This is a genomic window from Nonomuraea sp. AD125B, assembly GCF_041402765.1.
GTDB lineage: Bacteria > Actinomycetota > Actinomycetes > Streptosporangiales > Streptosporangiaceae > Nonomuraea > Nonomuraea bangladeshensis.
Genome location: NZ_JBGLOU010000001.1, coordinates 675,854 through 689,823, shown reverse-complemented (window position 1 = coordinate 689,823; position 13,970 = coordinate 675,854). Strand labels below are relative to the sequence as shown.

At 74.4% G+C, this 13,970-nt stretch carries 14 protein-coding genes and 1 pseudogene; 7 read left to right on the top strand and 8 right to left on the bottom strand.

Annotated features, from left to right (window positions below):
- Positions 1-50: 50 nt before the first annotated feature.
- Entirely contained in the window at positions 51-857 is an 807-nt protein-coding gene (locus ACBR40_RS03140) for an aminotransferase class IV family protein (protein ID WP_371247286.1), read from the bottom strand.
- Between the two features lie 124 nt (positions 858-981).
- On the opposite strand from ACBR40_RS03140, the gene ACBR40_RS03135 reads away from it, so the two are divergent.
- From ACBR40_RS03135 to ACBR40_RS03125, 3 genes are all read left to right on the top strand, one after another.
- Complete coding sequence (locus ACBR40_RS03135; protein WP_344216493.1) at positions 982-1,581, top strand: isochorismatase family protein; 600 nt, start codon at positions 982-984, stop codon at positions 1,579-1,581.
- Positions 1,582-1,588: 7 nt separating this feature from the next.
- The gene (locus tag ACBR40_RS03130) at positions 1,589-2,506 is read left to right on the top strand and encodes a GlxA family transcriptional regulator (RefSeq protein WP_371247285.1); all 918 of its coding nucleotides are present in this window, start codon (positions 1,589-1,591) and stop codon (positions 2,504-2,506) included.
- A 101-nt stretch (positions 2,507-2,607) separates the two neighbouring features.
- Positions 2,608-3,312 carry a DUF4097 family beta strand repeat-containing protein gene (locus tag ACBR40_RS03125; RefSeq protein WP_344216497.1) on the top strand — a complete coding sequence of 235 codons (705 nt, stop codon included), beginning with the start codon at positions 2,608-2,610 and terminating at the stop codon, positions 3,310-3,312.
- Here ACBR40_RS03125 and ACBR40_RS03120 read toward each other — a convergent pair.
- Positions 3,302-3,811 (bottom strand): GNAT family N-acetyltransferase, encoded by a 510-nt coding sequence (locus ACBR40_RS03120; protein WP_371247284.1) that lies wholly within the window; start codon positions 3,809-3,811, stop codon positions 3,302-3,304. The genes ACBR40_RS03125 and ACBR40_RS03120 overlap by 11 nt on opposite strands.
- Positions 3,812-3,964: 153 nt before the next feature.
- Between ACBR40_RS03120 and ACBR40_RS03115 the strand changes: the two genes are divergently transcribed.
- Positions 3,965-5,089 (top strand): glycosyltransferase family 2 protein, encoded by a 1,125-nt coding sequence (locus ACBR40_RS03115; protein WP_371247283.1) that lies wholly within the window; start codon positions 3,965-3,967, stop codon positions 5,087-5,089.
- Here the strand turns inward: ACBR40_RS03115 and ACBR40_RS03110 are convergent.
- Positions 5,053-5,214 (bottom strand): annotated as a pseudogene (locus ACBR40_RS03110) (hypothetical protein); the annotation flags it as partial. The gene ACBR40_RS03115 and the pseudogene ACBR40_RS03110 sit on opposite strands and share 37 nt — an antisense overlap.
- A gap of 135 nt (positions 5,215-5,349) precedes the next feature.
- On the opposite strand from ACBR40_RS03110, the gene ACBR40_RS03105 reads away from it, so the two are divergent.
- Both ACBR40_RS03105 and ACBR40_RS03100 read left to right on the top strand, forming a co-directional pair.
- Complete coding sequence (locus ACBR40_RS03105) at positions 5,350-5,715, top strand: hypothetical protein (protein WP_371247282.1); 366 nt, start codon at positions 5,350-5,352, stop codon at positions 5,713-5,715.
- Between the two features lie 118 nt (positions 5,716-5,833).
- Positions 5,834-6,232 (top strand): STAS domain-containing protein, encoded by a 399-nt coding sequence (locus tag ACBR40_RS03100; RefSeq protein WP_371247281.1) that lies wholly within the window; start codon positions 5,834-5,836, stop codon positions 6,230-6,232.
- 20 nt (positions 6,233-6,252) lie between these two features.
- Here the strand turns inward: ACBR40_RS03100 and ACBR40_RS03095 are convergent, their stop codons facing one another.
- Positions 6,253-8,241 carry a cytochrome c-type biogenesis CcmF C-terminal domain-containing protein gene (locus ACBR40_RS03095; protein ID WP_371247280.1) on the bottom strand — a complete coding sequence of 663 codons (1,989 nt, stop codon included), beginning with the start codon at positions 8,239-8,241 and terminating at the stop codon, positions 6,253-6,255.
- A 202-nt stretch (positions 8,242-8,443) separates the two neighbouring features.
- Here ACBR40_RS03095 and ACBR40_RS03090 point away from each other — a divergent pair, with 202 nt between their 5' ends.
- Positions 8,444-8,635 (top strand): hypothetical protein, encoded by a 192-nt coding sequence (locus tag ACBR40_RS03090; RefSeq protein WP_371247279.1) that lies wholly within the window; start codon positions 8,444-8,446, stop codon positions 8,633-8,635.
- Here the strand turns inward: ACBR40_RS03090 and ACBR40_RS03085 are convergent.
- From ACBR40_RS03085 to fdh, 4 genes are read right to left on the bottom strand one after another with little or no spacing between them, the layout of a single operon-like run.
- Positions 8,622-8,765 carry a hypothetical protein gene (locus ACBR40_RS03085; RefSeq protein ID WP_344216510.1) on the bottom strand — a complete coding sequence of 48 codons (144 nt, stop codon included), beginning with the start codon at positions 8,763-8,765 and terminating at the stop codon, positions 8,622-8,624. The genes ACBR40_RS03090 and ACBR40_RS03085 overlap by 14 nt on opposite strands.
- Before the next feature lie 26 nt (positions 8,766-8,791).
- Positions 8,792-9,847, bottom strand: coding sequence for an NrfD/PsrC family molybdoenzyme membrane anchor subunit (gene nrfD / locus ACBR40_RS03080; protein ID WP_371247580.1), 1,056 nt, complete (start codon positions 9,845-9,847; stop codon positions 8,792-8,794).
- Between the two features lie 35 nt (positions 9,848-9,882).
- Complete coding sequence (locus ACBR40_RS03075) at positions 9,883-10,713, bottom strand: 4Fe-4S dicluster domain-containing protein (RefSeq protein ID WP_344216514.1); 831 nt, start codon at positions 10,711-10,713, stop codon at positions 9,883-9,885.
- Positions 10,713-13,970 carry a formate dehydrogenase gene (gene fdh, locus ACBR40_RS03070; protein WP_371247579.1) on the bottom strand — a complete coding sequence of 1,086 codons (3,258 nt, stop codon included), beginning with the start codon at positions 13,968-13,970 and terminating at the stop codon, positions 10,713-10,715. Before fdh ends, ACBR40_RS03075 begins: the two co-directional genes overlap by 1 nt.

The window sequence follows — 13,970 nt, the reverse complement described above, 5'->3', positions numbered from 1 at the left end:
CCTCCTATGAGAAACGCTCGCACTCTATGGACCCGCGCTGACAGAAAAACTCATCGGGGGGAGCAAGATTTTTCCAGTCCGGCGAGCGGCTCGTCCAGATATGCCTGGTGCAGCAGTTTCACGAACGCCCCGGCCTCGGGCAGGTCCGCATCGCCGACGCGGCGTACGGGGATGCCGGGCGTCCAGGAGTTCATGACCACGGCCCCGGACAGTCCGGGCAGATCGGCGACGGTGACCTCGCGGTCGGCCTGCGGGACGCCGCTCGCGGCGAGCCGGCGGCGCAGGATCGCCATCGTCACGCCCTCCAGCCGGCCGGCCACCGGCCACACCACGGCGGAGCCGTCCCAGAACGCGAGGTTCCAGATGGTGGCCTCGCTGAGGCGGCCCCGGCGGTCGACGAAGGCGGCGTCGTCGTAGCCGTCCGCCACGGCGCGGCGCTGGAAGTACGCCTTCGCCGTCTCGCCGGTCTGCTTGACGGCGGGGAGGAACCGTTCGTGCTCGGCCACCGCCAGCGCCAGCGGGCCCTCCGGCGGGGTCGCGGGCGGCCCGGTGCGGACCAGGATCCGCAGTCCCGAGCCCTGCTCGGCGGCGTACACGGTGGCCCGCAGCGACAGATCGGGCGGGCCGGCCGCGACGGCCGCCCGCAGGCAGGAGAGCACGCGCTCGTCGTCCAGGTCGCGGCCGAACAGCTCGGCGGAGGCCAGGCGCAGCCGGGCCAGGTGCAGGTCGAGACCGCGTACGCGGCCGCCGCGGACCTGCATGGCGGTGAAGTGGGCGTCGCCGGCGAAGGCGAGCGGGGCGAGGTCCTCGGCGGTCGCCGGGCGGCCGTCGAGGTGCGTGGCCCAGGGTGTCGGCATGGCAAGGAGTTCCTTCCTGGTCGTCCGTGATCCTCGCACAGCCCCGATGCCGTGACCGGATCCGTCCGCATCGGGGCCCGATCCTGCCTTACGGCGGGGCGGCGGCGCGGCCGAGACTGGGTGCGTGAACAGAGCGCTTCTCGTCATCGACGTGCAACAGTCCTTCCTGCGGCGGCCCCTGTGGCGGGCCGCGTACAACCCGGGGATCACCGGGCCGGTCTCCCGGCTGGTGGACGTGGCCCGCGCCGAGGGCGACCTGGTCGTCTGGGTGCTGCACAGCGAGCCCGGCACCGGCGACGCCTTCGACCCGGCGCTCGGGTACGTCCGGCTCATGGACGGCCTGACCCCGCTGCCCGGCGAGGAACGGATAACCAAGACCTCGCACAACTGCTTCACCACCACCAACCTGCAGCAGATCCTCACCCGGCACGGCGTCGGCGAGCTGGTCGTGTGCGGCATCCGCACCGAGCAGTGCTGCGAGACGACCGCCAGGATCGGCAACGACCTCGGCTTCGGCGTCTCCTTCGTCACGGACGCGACCGCGACGACGCCGATCCCGCACCGCGACGCGCCGCCCGGGGCGTCGGTGGAGGAGATCCTCGCCGACCCCCGCACGCTCGGCGTGGAGGCGATCGTCGAGCGCACCGAGTACGCGCTCGCCGGCCGCTTCGCCACGATCAGGACGGTCGCCGAGCTGACCGGGGCGCCGAGCCCGGTAGGCTGACCGGATCGTGACCCGCGTCGCCTTCGTCCTCGTGCCCGGGCTGCACCTGCTCGACCTCGCCGGCCCCGCCCAGGTCTTCTCCACGGCCGGCGACCTCGGCCTCGGCTACACGCTGAGTTACGTCGCCGAGCGCGCGTCCGTCCCCACCGCGCAGGGGCTCACGCTGACGGCGGGGACGACCTGGCCCGAGCCGGCCGCCGGCGACCTGCTCGTCGTGCCGGGCTGGCGGGCGAGCCCCACGCCGGCCGGATGGGGCGAGCTCGGCCCGGCCGCGCTGGACGCGCTGCGCGCCCACCACGCGGCCGGGGGCACGGTGGCCAGCGTGTGCGCGGGGGCCGACGCGCTGGGCCGCGCCGGGCTGCTCGACGGGCGGCGCTGCACCACCCACCACGAGCTGCAGGACGAGCTGGCCGCCCGCTACCCGAAGGCGACGGTCGTGCGCGACGTCCTCTACGTCGAGGACGGCAGGGTCATCACCTCGGCGGGCATCGCCAGCGGCATCGACCTCGCCCTGCACCTCGTCGCCACCCGCCACGGCCCCGGCGCGGCCGCCCGGGTGGCCCGCGAGATGGTCGTCTACGCCCGCCGCAACGGCGACGAGCGGCAGGCCAGCGCCATGCTCAGGCACCGCGCCCACCTCAGCGACGCCGTGCACCGCGTCCAGGACCTCATCGACGCCCGCTTCACCGAGCCGCTCCCCCTGTCCGGCCTCGCCGCCGCCGCGGGATGCAGCCCGCGCACGGTCACCCGGCTGTTCACGCGGGCGACCGGCCTGACGCCGCTGGCCTACCAGCAGCTCCTGCGGCGCGAGCGGGCCGAGCACCTGATCGGCCAGGGCGCCACGGTAGAGGCGGCCGCCCGCGCGGTCGGCTTCCAGGACGCCCGCATGCTGCGCCGGCTGCGCGCCCAGCCGCGCCCATGGTAGGGCTTTCCCTACCATCCATCGGGGGACGGCGGCAATGCCGGGCTCGACGGCCCGTCCCTAGAGTCGGTGACGTACGGTCCGTCGAGCCAGAATCGAGCGACATGACCATGAAGAGGACGACCTTGATCGCAGGCGTGCTGGGGCTGACCGCGACGGCGGCCGGATGCGGGATCGCGGGCCCCGCGTCCCAGGCCAGGTCCTCCTACGAGGTGCCCGGCGAGGTGACGGGACTGCGGGTCGAGGTCGACTCGGGCACCGTGGAGTTGTTGGGCTCGGACCGGAGCACCGTGCGGGTGACCGAGCGGCTTCACTGGCGCAAGAACAAGCCGGAGACCCGCCACGAGGTGCGGAGCGGCACGCTGGATCTTGCCTACGACTGCCCCGACACGTTCGGGTTGGGCGCGGTCGGCGTCGAGTGCGAGGTGAGCTACCGCGTGGAGGTGCCGAAGGGCGTGCGGGTGGAGGTCGGCTCCGACTCGGGGGACCTGACGCTGACGGGGCTGTCCGGCGAGGTGCGGGTGCGCTCCGACTCGGGGACGATCCAGGCCGACGGCCTCGCGGGCGGCCGGGTCACGGCGACGTCCGACTCGGGGGACATGACGCTCGAGTTCGCCGGGCAGCCGGACGCGGTGACGACCGAGACCGACTCCGGCCACACGGTGGTGCGCGTGCCCGCGGGGCCGTACCGGGTGGAGGCCAGGACCGACTCCGGCGACAAGCGGATCACCGCCGCCAACGACGCGTCGGCGCCGCGCTCGATCAAGGTCTCCAGCGACTCCGGCGACCTCGAGGTGCTCACCCGCTGAGCCAGGCCGGCCGGGACAGGGCCATGGTGACGGACGTCCACCACGTCTCCCCCACCTGGACGGAGCCGGCGTGGACCTCCTCCTCGCGGAAGCCGAGCCGCTCGTAGAGCCGCCTGGCGCCGTGGTTGTGCGCGTAGACGCCCAGGGTGATCCGCTCGACGTCCGGGTCGGAGAAGGCGGCATCGAGTGCGGCGCGGACCAGGGCCTCGCCGTGGCCGCGCCCCCTGGACCCGGGGGCGACGAGGACCAGGCCGAGGCGGAGCGAACGGGGCGTGCCGTCGGGGCGGAGCATGACGTGGCCGACCGGCCGGCCGTCCGGCCCCGGCGCGACGAGGAGCCGGCGGGCGGGGTCGGCGGCGCGGAAATCGAGCAGTTGCCCGCCGTCGAACGGCCAGGTGAAGCCGGCTTTCCCGGACCACAGGACGAGCGCGTCGCCGCTGTCGATCCAGGAGGCGATCACGGCGGCGTCGGCGTCCGTGAGCGGGCGCAGGGCGGTCATGGCGAAGATCATAGCCGTTTGGGCGGTTCGTGCCCGGGCAGGCCGTATCGCCAGACGGCAGGAGCATCGCCGACCCCCCGGGGCGGTCCGGCGCCGTACGCACACGACCGTCCGCCGCCTGCCCGGAGCCGCCCGATGCCCTCCCGTCGTCCGATGCCTTTCCGCCGTCCGACGCCTTTCCCTCGCCCGCCGGAGCTCGCCTACGTCCTGCCGCTGCGCTGGGACGACGACGACGGCCTCGACGAGCTGACCGCGTACCTACGCCGCCTGTCCCGGCACGCCGCGATCGTCGTCGTGGACGGCAGCCCGCCCGCCCTGTTCGCCCGGCACGCCCGCCGCTGGCGCGGCCTCGCCGTCCACGTGCCGCCCGACCCCGGCCTGACCTGCGCCAACGGCAAGGTCGCCGGAGTGCTGACGGGCATGCGGCTGGCCGGCGCCGAGCACGTGGTGATCGCCGACGACGACGTACGCTACGACGCCGACGGGCTCGCCGCCGTCCGCCGCCTGCTCGGCCACGCCGACCTGGTACGCCCCCAGAACTACTTCTCCCCGCTGCCCTGGCACGCCCGCTGGGACACCGCCCGCACCCTGCTCAACCGGGCCGTGGGAACGGACTACCCGGGCACGTTCGGCGTGCGCCGCTCCTTCTTCGAGCGGATGGGCGGCTACGACGGCGACGTGCTGTTCGAGAACCTGGAGCTGATCCGCACCGTCCGCGCCCACGGCGGGGTCGAGCTGGCGCCTCCCGGCCTGTACGTGCGCCGCCTGCCGCCCGCCGCGTCCCGTTTCTGGGGGCAGCGGGTCCGGCAGGCGTACGACGACCTGGCGCAGCCGGTGCGGCTGGCGCTGTTCCTGTCGGTGCTGCCCGCCTGCGCCGCCGCGCTCCTGCGGGGCAGGCCGGGGCTGCCCGCCGCCGGGGCCGCCGTCGCGGTCGCGCTGGCCGAGGCGGGACGGCGGCGCGCGGGCGGCCGGCGGATGTTCCCGTGGGAGGCGTCGCTGTTCGCCCCGGTGTGGATCCTGGAGCGGGGCACGTGCAGCTGGCTCGCCGTCGCCGCCGCGCTGCGCGGCGGGGTCCCGTACGCCGGGCGCAGGCTCAAGGTCGCCGCCCACTCGCCGCGATGGCTGCGCCGTCAGGCGGCGGGGGGCGGGTCCGGCGCGCTGGAGGCGCGGAAGCCGATCGCCTTGTGCGTGCCGTCGCAGAACGGCTTGGTCGACGAGCCCCCGCACCGGCACAGCGCCACCGTGGCCCGCCCCGGGTCGATCGGCTCCCCGTCCTGAGTCACCAGCATGAACGCGCCCCGGACCAGCAGCGGACCGTCCTCGCACGGCGTCACGGTCACCACGTCGTCCTGTACCCCGTCGCCCTGTACCCCGTCGTCCTGCACGAGCGCCGACTGCCCCATGTGCACCAGCGGAAACGCGGGAACGCACCGGAGGCGGGCATTCTTGCATCAGGCAATGCTCTGCTACGGTGGCTTGCAGGTGAGCCGGGAAGTCTGGTCGGCGTCGTTTCGCCGTGCCCGCAGAGGAAGCTCACGATGACATCCGATTCCGCACACGGAGAGGGCACCTCGTCCCGAGTGCGCCCGTGGGTGTGCGGCACGGTCGTGGTCCTCGACCTGGTCGGTTCGTTCACCGGGCCGGACGTGCTCGTGCTGCGGCGGAGCCTGACGACGGCCCTGGCCCTGCGCGGCGTCCCGCTCGTCGTGCTCAACGCCCGCAGGGCGGGCGAGATCGACGCCGAGGCCCTGCTCATCATCGCCGCCGCCGGGCGGCACGCCCGCGAGGCCGGCGGCCGGCTGATCGTCGCCGCCCAGCCCGAGCCGGCCCGGCCGCTCGACGGTGTGGAGACGCGGGAAACGCTGGAGGAGGCGCTCGCCGAGCTGGTGAGGACGAAGCCGTGACCCGGTCTCGACAGGGCGGCGCGTGCGCGTTCGTCCTCGTTGCCCTTATTGCACTGTGCAAAGATGGACCAGGCCGCCGCGCACCGGTGCAGGCAGGCCGGCTAGACGGAGGAACGTCATGATGCACGCAGACGCGGATGAATCCGGTTTCTCCTGGATCGTCACTCAACAGGGCGGCGTCGCCGTGCTGAGCGCGGCAGGAGATCTGGACCTCGCCTCGGCCGACGAGTTCCAGCACGGGCTGTCGGAGGCGATCGCGCAGGCCGCGCCGCCGCTGGTCGTGGCCGACATGGCCGCGGTGGAGTTCTGCGACTCCTCGGGGCTCAACGCGCTGATCCGGGCCTCGAACGCGGTGGAGTCCGCGGGCGGGCGGCTGGTGCTCAGCGGGCTGCGTCCCCGGCTGTCGCGGCTCCTGCTCGTGACCGGGCTGGACAAGCACTTCCGCGCCGCCGAGGACGTCGCCGCCGCCGCGTCGCTGCTGACGAGCCCGGACGACGCCAGGACCCCCTGCGCCTGACGGCCCCCACGCGTCCCGCGTCACATCGCCGCCGCCCGCCGTGGGCGCGGCACCGAGGCTGGGCCGGGAGGCGGCGTGCGGGGGCGGCCCCGGCCGCCGATGAGCGCCAGGAGGCCGCCCAGCGCGATGATCGCGCCGCTCGCCCAGAGCAGGCTCATGAACGGGTTGACCGCGACGCGCAGCACCGCCGTCCTGCCGTCCTCGCCGGCGTCCGTCACGGAGACGTACAGGTCGTGGAGGAGCACGCTGCGGACGGCCGGGCGGGCGACCGGCGGGCCGCCGCTCGCGGGGTAGGTGGTCAGCGACGGGCGCAGGACGTCCACGACCGTGCCCTCGCGGGCGGCGCTGACCACGGCGATGATCGTCGTCGCGGCGGCGTGGGCGTCGCGCTCGACCGCTTCGAGCCGTACGGTGTAGCCGCCCGCCAGGACCGATCCGCCGGTCCACACCCGGGCCGTGGCCTCCTCGGCGTAGCCGGAGGAGGCGGCGACGGCGACGGCGGCCAGGGCGATCCCGGCGTGCGCCACGAGCCCGCCCGCGCGGCGCAGCCCCATCGGCTCGCCGCCGGTCCGGGCGAGCAGCCGCCCGGCGACCGCGGCCAGCACGAACGCCGCCAGCCCGAACGCGGCCAGCGCCATGACCGGCGGCGGCCCGGTGAACGCCAGTGCGGCCACGGTGCCGGCACCCACGCCCAGCGGCCAGGCCAGCCCACGCCCCACCCCTGCGGCGGCGCCCCCGAACCGCTCCCCCAGCGCCGTGCCGTCGCGCCACTCCCCCAGCGCCGTGCCGTCATGCCGCTCCCCCGCGGCCGTGCCGTCATGCCGCTCCCCCGCGGCCGTGCCGTCATGCCGCTCCCCCGCGGCGGTGCCGTCGCGCGGGTGGCGGACGCGGGCGGCGGCGCCCATCAGGGCGAGCAGGGCCAGCAGGCCGGGGACCAGGGTCCCTTCGTAGTACGGCGGTCCCGCCTCCGGCCGCTCGCCCCGCAGCAGCTCCACGGCCGGCGGGAGCAGGAGGCCGAGCAGCACCGTCCCGGCCAGCACGGCGAGCAGCGTGCAGCCGAGCAGCAGCAGCGGATCCGGGCACGCGGGGTGGCGGGGCTCGCGCCGGGCGAGCAGCGCGCGGGCCCCCACGAGCGTCACCGCCAGCACCCCCAGCAGGGCGGCCCCCGCGAGCGCGGTCACCGGCAGCACGGTCACCGGCAGCGCCGTCCCGGGCGGCGTGGCGTCGTTCGCGGCCAGGAACATCCCGAGCGGCACCAGCAGGAACGCGGCCAGCGCCAGCGGCGCCACCCAGGGCCGCATCGCGCGTGACGGGGCCGCGTGCAGCAGCGCGGTGGCCAGCAGCCACGGCATCAGGGCCCCGTTCTCGGCCGGGTCCCACTCCCAGGAGCCGCCCCACCCCAGCGCCCGGTACGACCACCACGCCCCGAGCACGATCCCGGCGGTCAGCGGCACCCAGGCGGCCAGCGTCCAGCGCCGGATCGTCCCGATCTCGGTCCGGCCGGTCACCAGGCAGGCCACGCCGTGGCCGAAGGGCACGGCGAGCGCGGCCGAGCCGAGGTGCAGCAGCGCGCCGGGGCCTGGCCCGTCGGCGGCGGCCGGGACGACGGGCCGCCCGGTGAGGGCGCTGACGGCGAAGAACACGGCGCACACCAGCATGACGGACGCCATCGCGACGGACCGGAGCCGGTCGCCAGGCCGGTGCCGCCGCCCCGCGACGGCGGCGACGCCGGTGAGGGCGAGCAGCCACAGCAGCAGCGACGCTTCGAGCGCCGACCACAGGCTCGTCACCGTGTCGGAGAGCGGCACTCCGTGCCCCTGGTGCCCGCTCGGCTCGTGCCCGATCAGCCCGGCCACCTGGAGCGCCACGGCCAGCGCCGCGCACCCGAGCGCGGCCCGCCCGGCCCGTACGGCGAGGGCCGCGGGACGGCCGCGATGCCAGGCGAGAGCGGAGACCAGCGAGGCCGCCAGCCCGCACCCCAGGGCGGCGGTGCCGAGCGCGGCGGTCACGTTCGCTCGATTCGGCTCGCGGGCACGGCTTCCTCCCGTGACGAGGTCGGCGGGGGAAGCAGTTCCATGATCGCGTCTCGGGCAAGCAGGGACAAGTTTCCCCAGATCGCTGGCGTGGCGAGCCGCCCGGCCCCGGCATGCGGCCGGTCAGGCGGGGCAGGCTACCGGATGGGGAGAAGCACGCCGGGGGAACGGGGGCCTGATGGGCAACGCCGGGGACACGAAGGGGCGGGCCGCCCGCCGCGACGCGGACGCGCCGCCGGACGGGCCGTGGCGGCTGCTCGGCAAGCTCATGGAGGGGTTCCTGCTGGGCGTGGTCGTCGTCAACCTCGTACGGCGCACGTTCGCCCGAGGAGAGCGCCGCCGCCCCGGCGGCGGGGTCAGCCGGCGATGATCCCGGCGTCGGAGAGCACGGCGAGGAACAGGCCGGTGCACAGCAGCGCGACCGGCCACACCTTCTGCGAGAGCGCCACCAGGATGCCGGCGAGCAGGGCGACGAGGGCGAGGATGCCGAGGGGGTCCATGGCGATGGTTCCTGCCCGGGAAACGCCTACTCACGCACGCCGTTCTCCTGCCGTTCCCGCGCGGCCAGCCGGGCGCGCTGCGGCTCCACCGTGTACGCGGGATCGTTCGCCGAGGCGACGCCCGCGTGGAAGACGCCGAACCGGGTGCAGGCGGAGCCGGCCAGCAGCGCGGCGCCCGCGACGACGGCGGCGGCCCGGCTGCGGCGGCCGGCGGTCGCGCCGAGCAGTGCCCCCGCCGCCGACAGCACCTCGCCGAGCCGGGCCAGGCGGCCCTTGCCCTGTTTGAGCGGCTCGGCGACCGGGCCGAGCCGGCGTTCCATGCGCAGGGCCGCGGCGGCCTCCAGCGCGGTGCCGAGCAGGGCCGTGCCGCGGGCCGGGCCCGCCTCGGCGAGCGGCGCGGCGAGCAGCCCGAGCCCGCCGGCCGCGGCCATGGCCGACCCGGCGAACAGCAGCGGCAGCTCGCGGTGCCCGTCGTGCCAGAGCGGGACGGCGGTGTCGGCGACCAGCACCGCCGTGTACGTGGCGACCGCCGCCCCGGTCAGCCCTGCCCCGGCGCTCGCGGCCCGGCCGAGGCGCGGGAACAGGCCGGTGACGGCGGTGACCGCGGCGAGCCCGGCCTGCGGGCCGTACGCGCTGAGGATCCAGGTGCCGACGCTCATCGGCGAGGTCACCTTGAACACCCGCAGCATGTTGACGAACCTGGCCGGCTTGCCGAGGTCGTGGATGAGGGCGTAGAAGGAGCCGCCGATCGCGCACAGGGCTCCCACCTTGCCGGCCCGCGCGAGCAGCGGCCGGCCGGTCAGCTCGGCCGCCTCCGCCAGGATCGAGGAGGCGCCCGCCAGGCCGCCCAGGAACAGGTAGCCGGCGATGTCGTAGTCGTGCCACGTCGGCTCGTTGAGCACCGGAAGCCCGTAGTAGGAACGGAAGTCGGCCTCAGGAACCATCGCCCGCTCGCCGCGCCGCCGATCACCCCGCCACCGGCCCTCACGCCTGTCGCGCCGCCCGTCGCCGCGCGGCTCGCGTCCGCCCGCCGAGCCCACGACGGCCTCGCGCTCGGGCCGCAGCGCGAGGTCGTCGTCCATGCGGACGTCGGTCTGGTCGCCCGGTCGGTCCTCGCTCACGTACGGCTCCCCCATGTGGCCGCGGCGATGCCGGCCAGCAGCACGGCCGCGGCGATGCCCGCCTGCCGCCACATCGACGGCAGGTCCCTCGTCGTCACCACCGGGTCCGGCGGCAGCCCGTACACCTCGGGCTCGTCCAGCAGCAGGAAGAACGCGCCCGTGCCGCCGACGCCGTCGTCCGGGTCGTGGCCGTACAGGCGGGCGGAGTCCACCCCCGCGGCGCGCACCTGCTCCAGCCGGCGCGCGGCGCGCTCGCGCAGCTCGTCCAGCTCGCCGAACTGGATGGAGTCGGTGGGGCAGCTCTTGGCGCAGGCCGGCTCCTGGCCGACGCCGAGCCGGTCGTAGCACAGCGTGCACTTGGCCGCGACACCGGTGCTCTCCCGCTTGCCGATCACCCCGTACGGGCAGGCGGGCACGCAGTAGCCGCACCCGTTGCAGACGTCGTCCTGGACGACGACGGTGCCGAACTCGGTGCGGAACAGCGAGCCGGTGGGGCAGACGTCCAGGCAGGCCGCGTGGGTGCAGTGCTTGCACACGTCGGAGGCCATGAGCCAGCGGAAGTCCATCCCGCCGACGCCGGGCTCCTGGCGGCCGAGCGGCTCGGGCTGCTCGATGAACGCGACGTGCCGCCAGGTGTCGGCGCTCAGGCTCAGCGTGTTGTCGTAGGACATGCCGGTGAAGGTCATCCCGTCGTCCGGGACGTGGTTCCACTCCTTGCAGGCCACCTCGCACGCCTTGCAGCCGATGCAGACGCTGGTGTCGGTGAAGAAGCCCATCCGCTGCGGGTGGGTGGTGTAGCCGCTCGCGGTCGCCGGGTCGGCGCTCATCAGATCTCCATGCCGGTGTGCTCGGTGACGCCCGCCCGGAGCTGCTGGTCACGGACGAGATAGGTCAGGCCGGGGCCGCGCGGGCGGCGGCCCGGCCGGATGTCGGCCGAGAACGCCTTGACCTCCTGGATGTGGGAGTTCGGGTCGAGGGTGATCGACGACAGCTCGTTGGCGGCGTCGCCCGTGACCACCCCGTTGGGCCCGAAGTGGAACGGCAGCCCGATCTGGTGCACGACCTTGCCGTCCAGGTGCAGGGCGGGCATCCTGCGGGTGACCAGCACCCGCGCCTCGATGGCGTTGCGGGCGGTGACGATCGTGGCCCAGTCGCCGTGCACGAGCCCGCGCTCGGCGGCCAGCTCGGGCGAGACCTCGCAGAACATCTCCGGCTGCAGCTCGGCCAGGTAGGGCACGGTGCGGCTCATTGCCCCCGAGGTGAAGTGCTCGGTCAGCCGGTAGGTGGTGACGACGTACGGGTAGAGCGCCGCGCCGGGGTCGTCGCCGCTGGGGTTGGCGCGGTTGTGCTCGTGCGGGAACAGCATGCGGGCCGGGTTGCGCTGCTGGTCCGGGTGGAGCGGGTTGCGCACCGGCGAGTCCTGCGGCTCGTAGTGGACGGGCAGCGGGCCGTCCACCACCCCGGACGGGGCGAACAGCCAGCCCTTGCCGTCGGCCTGCATGATGAACGGGTCGATGCCGGAGAGCGCGTCGTGGCCGGTGGCGTCCGGGGCCGGCCGGTAGTCCGGCGGCTTGGTGGCGTCGAAGTCGGGCACGTCGTAGCCGGTCCAGCGGCCCTGGGCGGCGTCCCACCAGACGAGCTTCTTGCGCTCGCTCCAGGGGCTGCCGTCGGGCCGGGCGGAGGCCCGGTTGTACATCAGCCGCCGGTTGTCCGGCCAGGCCCAGGCCCATTCGGCGGCGATCCAGTTCTGCTCCTCGGCGGGCTTGCGGCGGGCGGCCTGGTTGACGCCGTCCTTGTAGACGCCGCAGTAGATCCAGCAGCCGCACGAGGTGGAGCCGTCCGGCTTGAGCGCGGAGTAGCCGGGCAGCGGGTCGCCGTGCTCGTTCCAGCCGTTGATCTCGGCGAGCACGGCCTCGGCGACCGGCTCGCCGTGGTCACCCTCGACCGGGTAGTCCCAGGTGAGGTCGAGCACCGGCGCGTCCATCGGGTCGGTGGAGCCGGCCAGTTTCTCCCGGATGATGCGGCCCAGGTGGTACATGAACCACAGCTCGCTGCGGGCGTCGCCGGCCGGTTCGACGGCCTGGTGGTGCCACTGCAGCATGCGGTTGGTGTTGGTGAAACTGCCGCTCTTCTCGGTGTGGGTCGCGGCGGGCAGGAAGAACACCTCGGTGCCGATGTCCTCGGTGCGCAGCTCGCCGGTCTCGATCTCCGGGCCGTCCTTCCACCAGGTGGCCGACTCGATGAGGCTGAAGTCGCGCACCACCAGCCAGTCCAGGTTGGCCATGCCGAGGCGCTGCATCTTCGCGTTGGCCGAGCCGACGGCGGGGTTCTCGCCGAGCAGGAAGTAGCCCTTGCAGGAGCCTTCGAGCTGGGCCATCACGGTGTCGTACGTGCTGTGGCTGCCGGTGAGCCTGGGCAGCCAGTCGAAGCGGAAGTCGTTGTCCGCGCGGGCCGACGGCCCCCACCACGCCTTCAGCAGGCTGACCAGGTAGTTGGGCATGTCGGCCCAGTAGCCCTTGTGCGCGGCGTCGGCCATGAGGAAGGCGTTCAGCGTCTCGTGCCGGTGGGCGTGCGGCATCGGGATGTAGCCGGGCAGCAGGTTGAACAGGGTCGGGATGTCGCTGGAGCCCTGGATGCTGGCGTGCCCGCGCAGCGCCTGGATGCCGCCGCCGGGCCGGCCCATGTTGCCGAGCAGGAGCTGCAGGATGCAGGCGGTGCGGATGAACTGGGAGCCGTCGCTGTGCTGGGTCCAGCCGACCGCGTAGACGAACTCGGCGGTGCGCTCGGGCCCGGAGTTCTCCGTCAGGTGGCGGCACACCTGCTCGAACAGCTCCGGCGGGATGCCGCAGGCGCGCTCGACCAGCTCCGGCGTGTAGCGGGCGAAGTGGCGCTTCAGCACCTGGAAGACGCAGCGCGGGTCGGTCAGGGTCTCGTCGCGGCGCGGGGTGCCCTCCATCGAGTGGCCGATCGCGCCGTGCGTCTCGGAGCCGCCGGCCACGTGCTCGTCGTAGTCGGTGTCGTAGGCCTCGTCACGCCGGCCGGAGGCGGCCACGGTGAGCATGCCGTCGTACTGCCAGGTCTCGCTGGAGTAGTGGCGGTGGGTCGCGTCGAAGCCGGAGAACAGGCCGTCGAGGTCCTCACTGTCGCGGTAGTCCTCGCGCAGGATGGTGGACGCGTTGGTGTAGGCGAGGACGAACTCGCGGAAGTACAGCTCGTTGCTCAGGACGTGATTGATGATCCCGCCGAGGAAGGCCACGTCGGAGCCGGCCCTGATGGGCACGTGCAGGTCGGCCAGCGCGCTGGTACGGGTGAAGCGCGGGTCCACGTGGATGATCACCGCGCCGCGCGCCTTGGCCTCCATCACCCACTGGAAGCCGACCGGGTGCGCCTCGGCGAAGTTCGAGCCCTGGATGATCACGCAGTCGGAGTGCTGGAGGTCCTGCATGAACGTGGTCGCGCCGCCGCGCCCGAACGACGTGCCGAGCCCGACCACGGTGGAGCTGTGGCACACGCGGGCCTGGTTCTCGATCTGCACCACGCCGAGCGAGGTGAGCAGCTTCTTGATGAGGTAGTTCTCCTCGTTGTCCAGCGTGGCGCCGCCCAGGCTGGCGATGCCCATCGTGCGGGCGGTGCGCTTGCCGGCCTTCTCCCACTCCCAGGTCGCCCGCCGGGTGCCGATGACCCGGTCGGCGATCATGTCCATGGCCTGGTCGAGGTCGATCTCCTGCCAGTCGGCGCCGCCCGGCGGCCGGTAGAGCGCCTGGTACATACGGCTCTCGCCGGTGGTGAGCTGGAGCGTGGCCGCGCCCTTGGGGCACAGCCGGCCCCGGCTGACCGGGGAGTCGGGATCGCCCTCGATGTGCACGACCCGCTCGTCCTTGACGTAGACGTTCTGCGCGCAGCCAACCGCGCAGTACGGGCACACCGACTTGACCACGCGGTCGGCCGTGGCCGTACGCGCCGTGAGGTGGTCGGTGCGCGCCGACCGCACCGCCGCGCCCCGGCCGGTCCGGTCGGGGCCGGTGAGCTGCCGCAGGAGCGGCCAGGAGCCCAGCCCGCCAGGTAGCTTCCCAGGTAGCTTCAT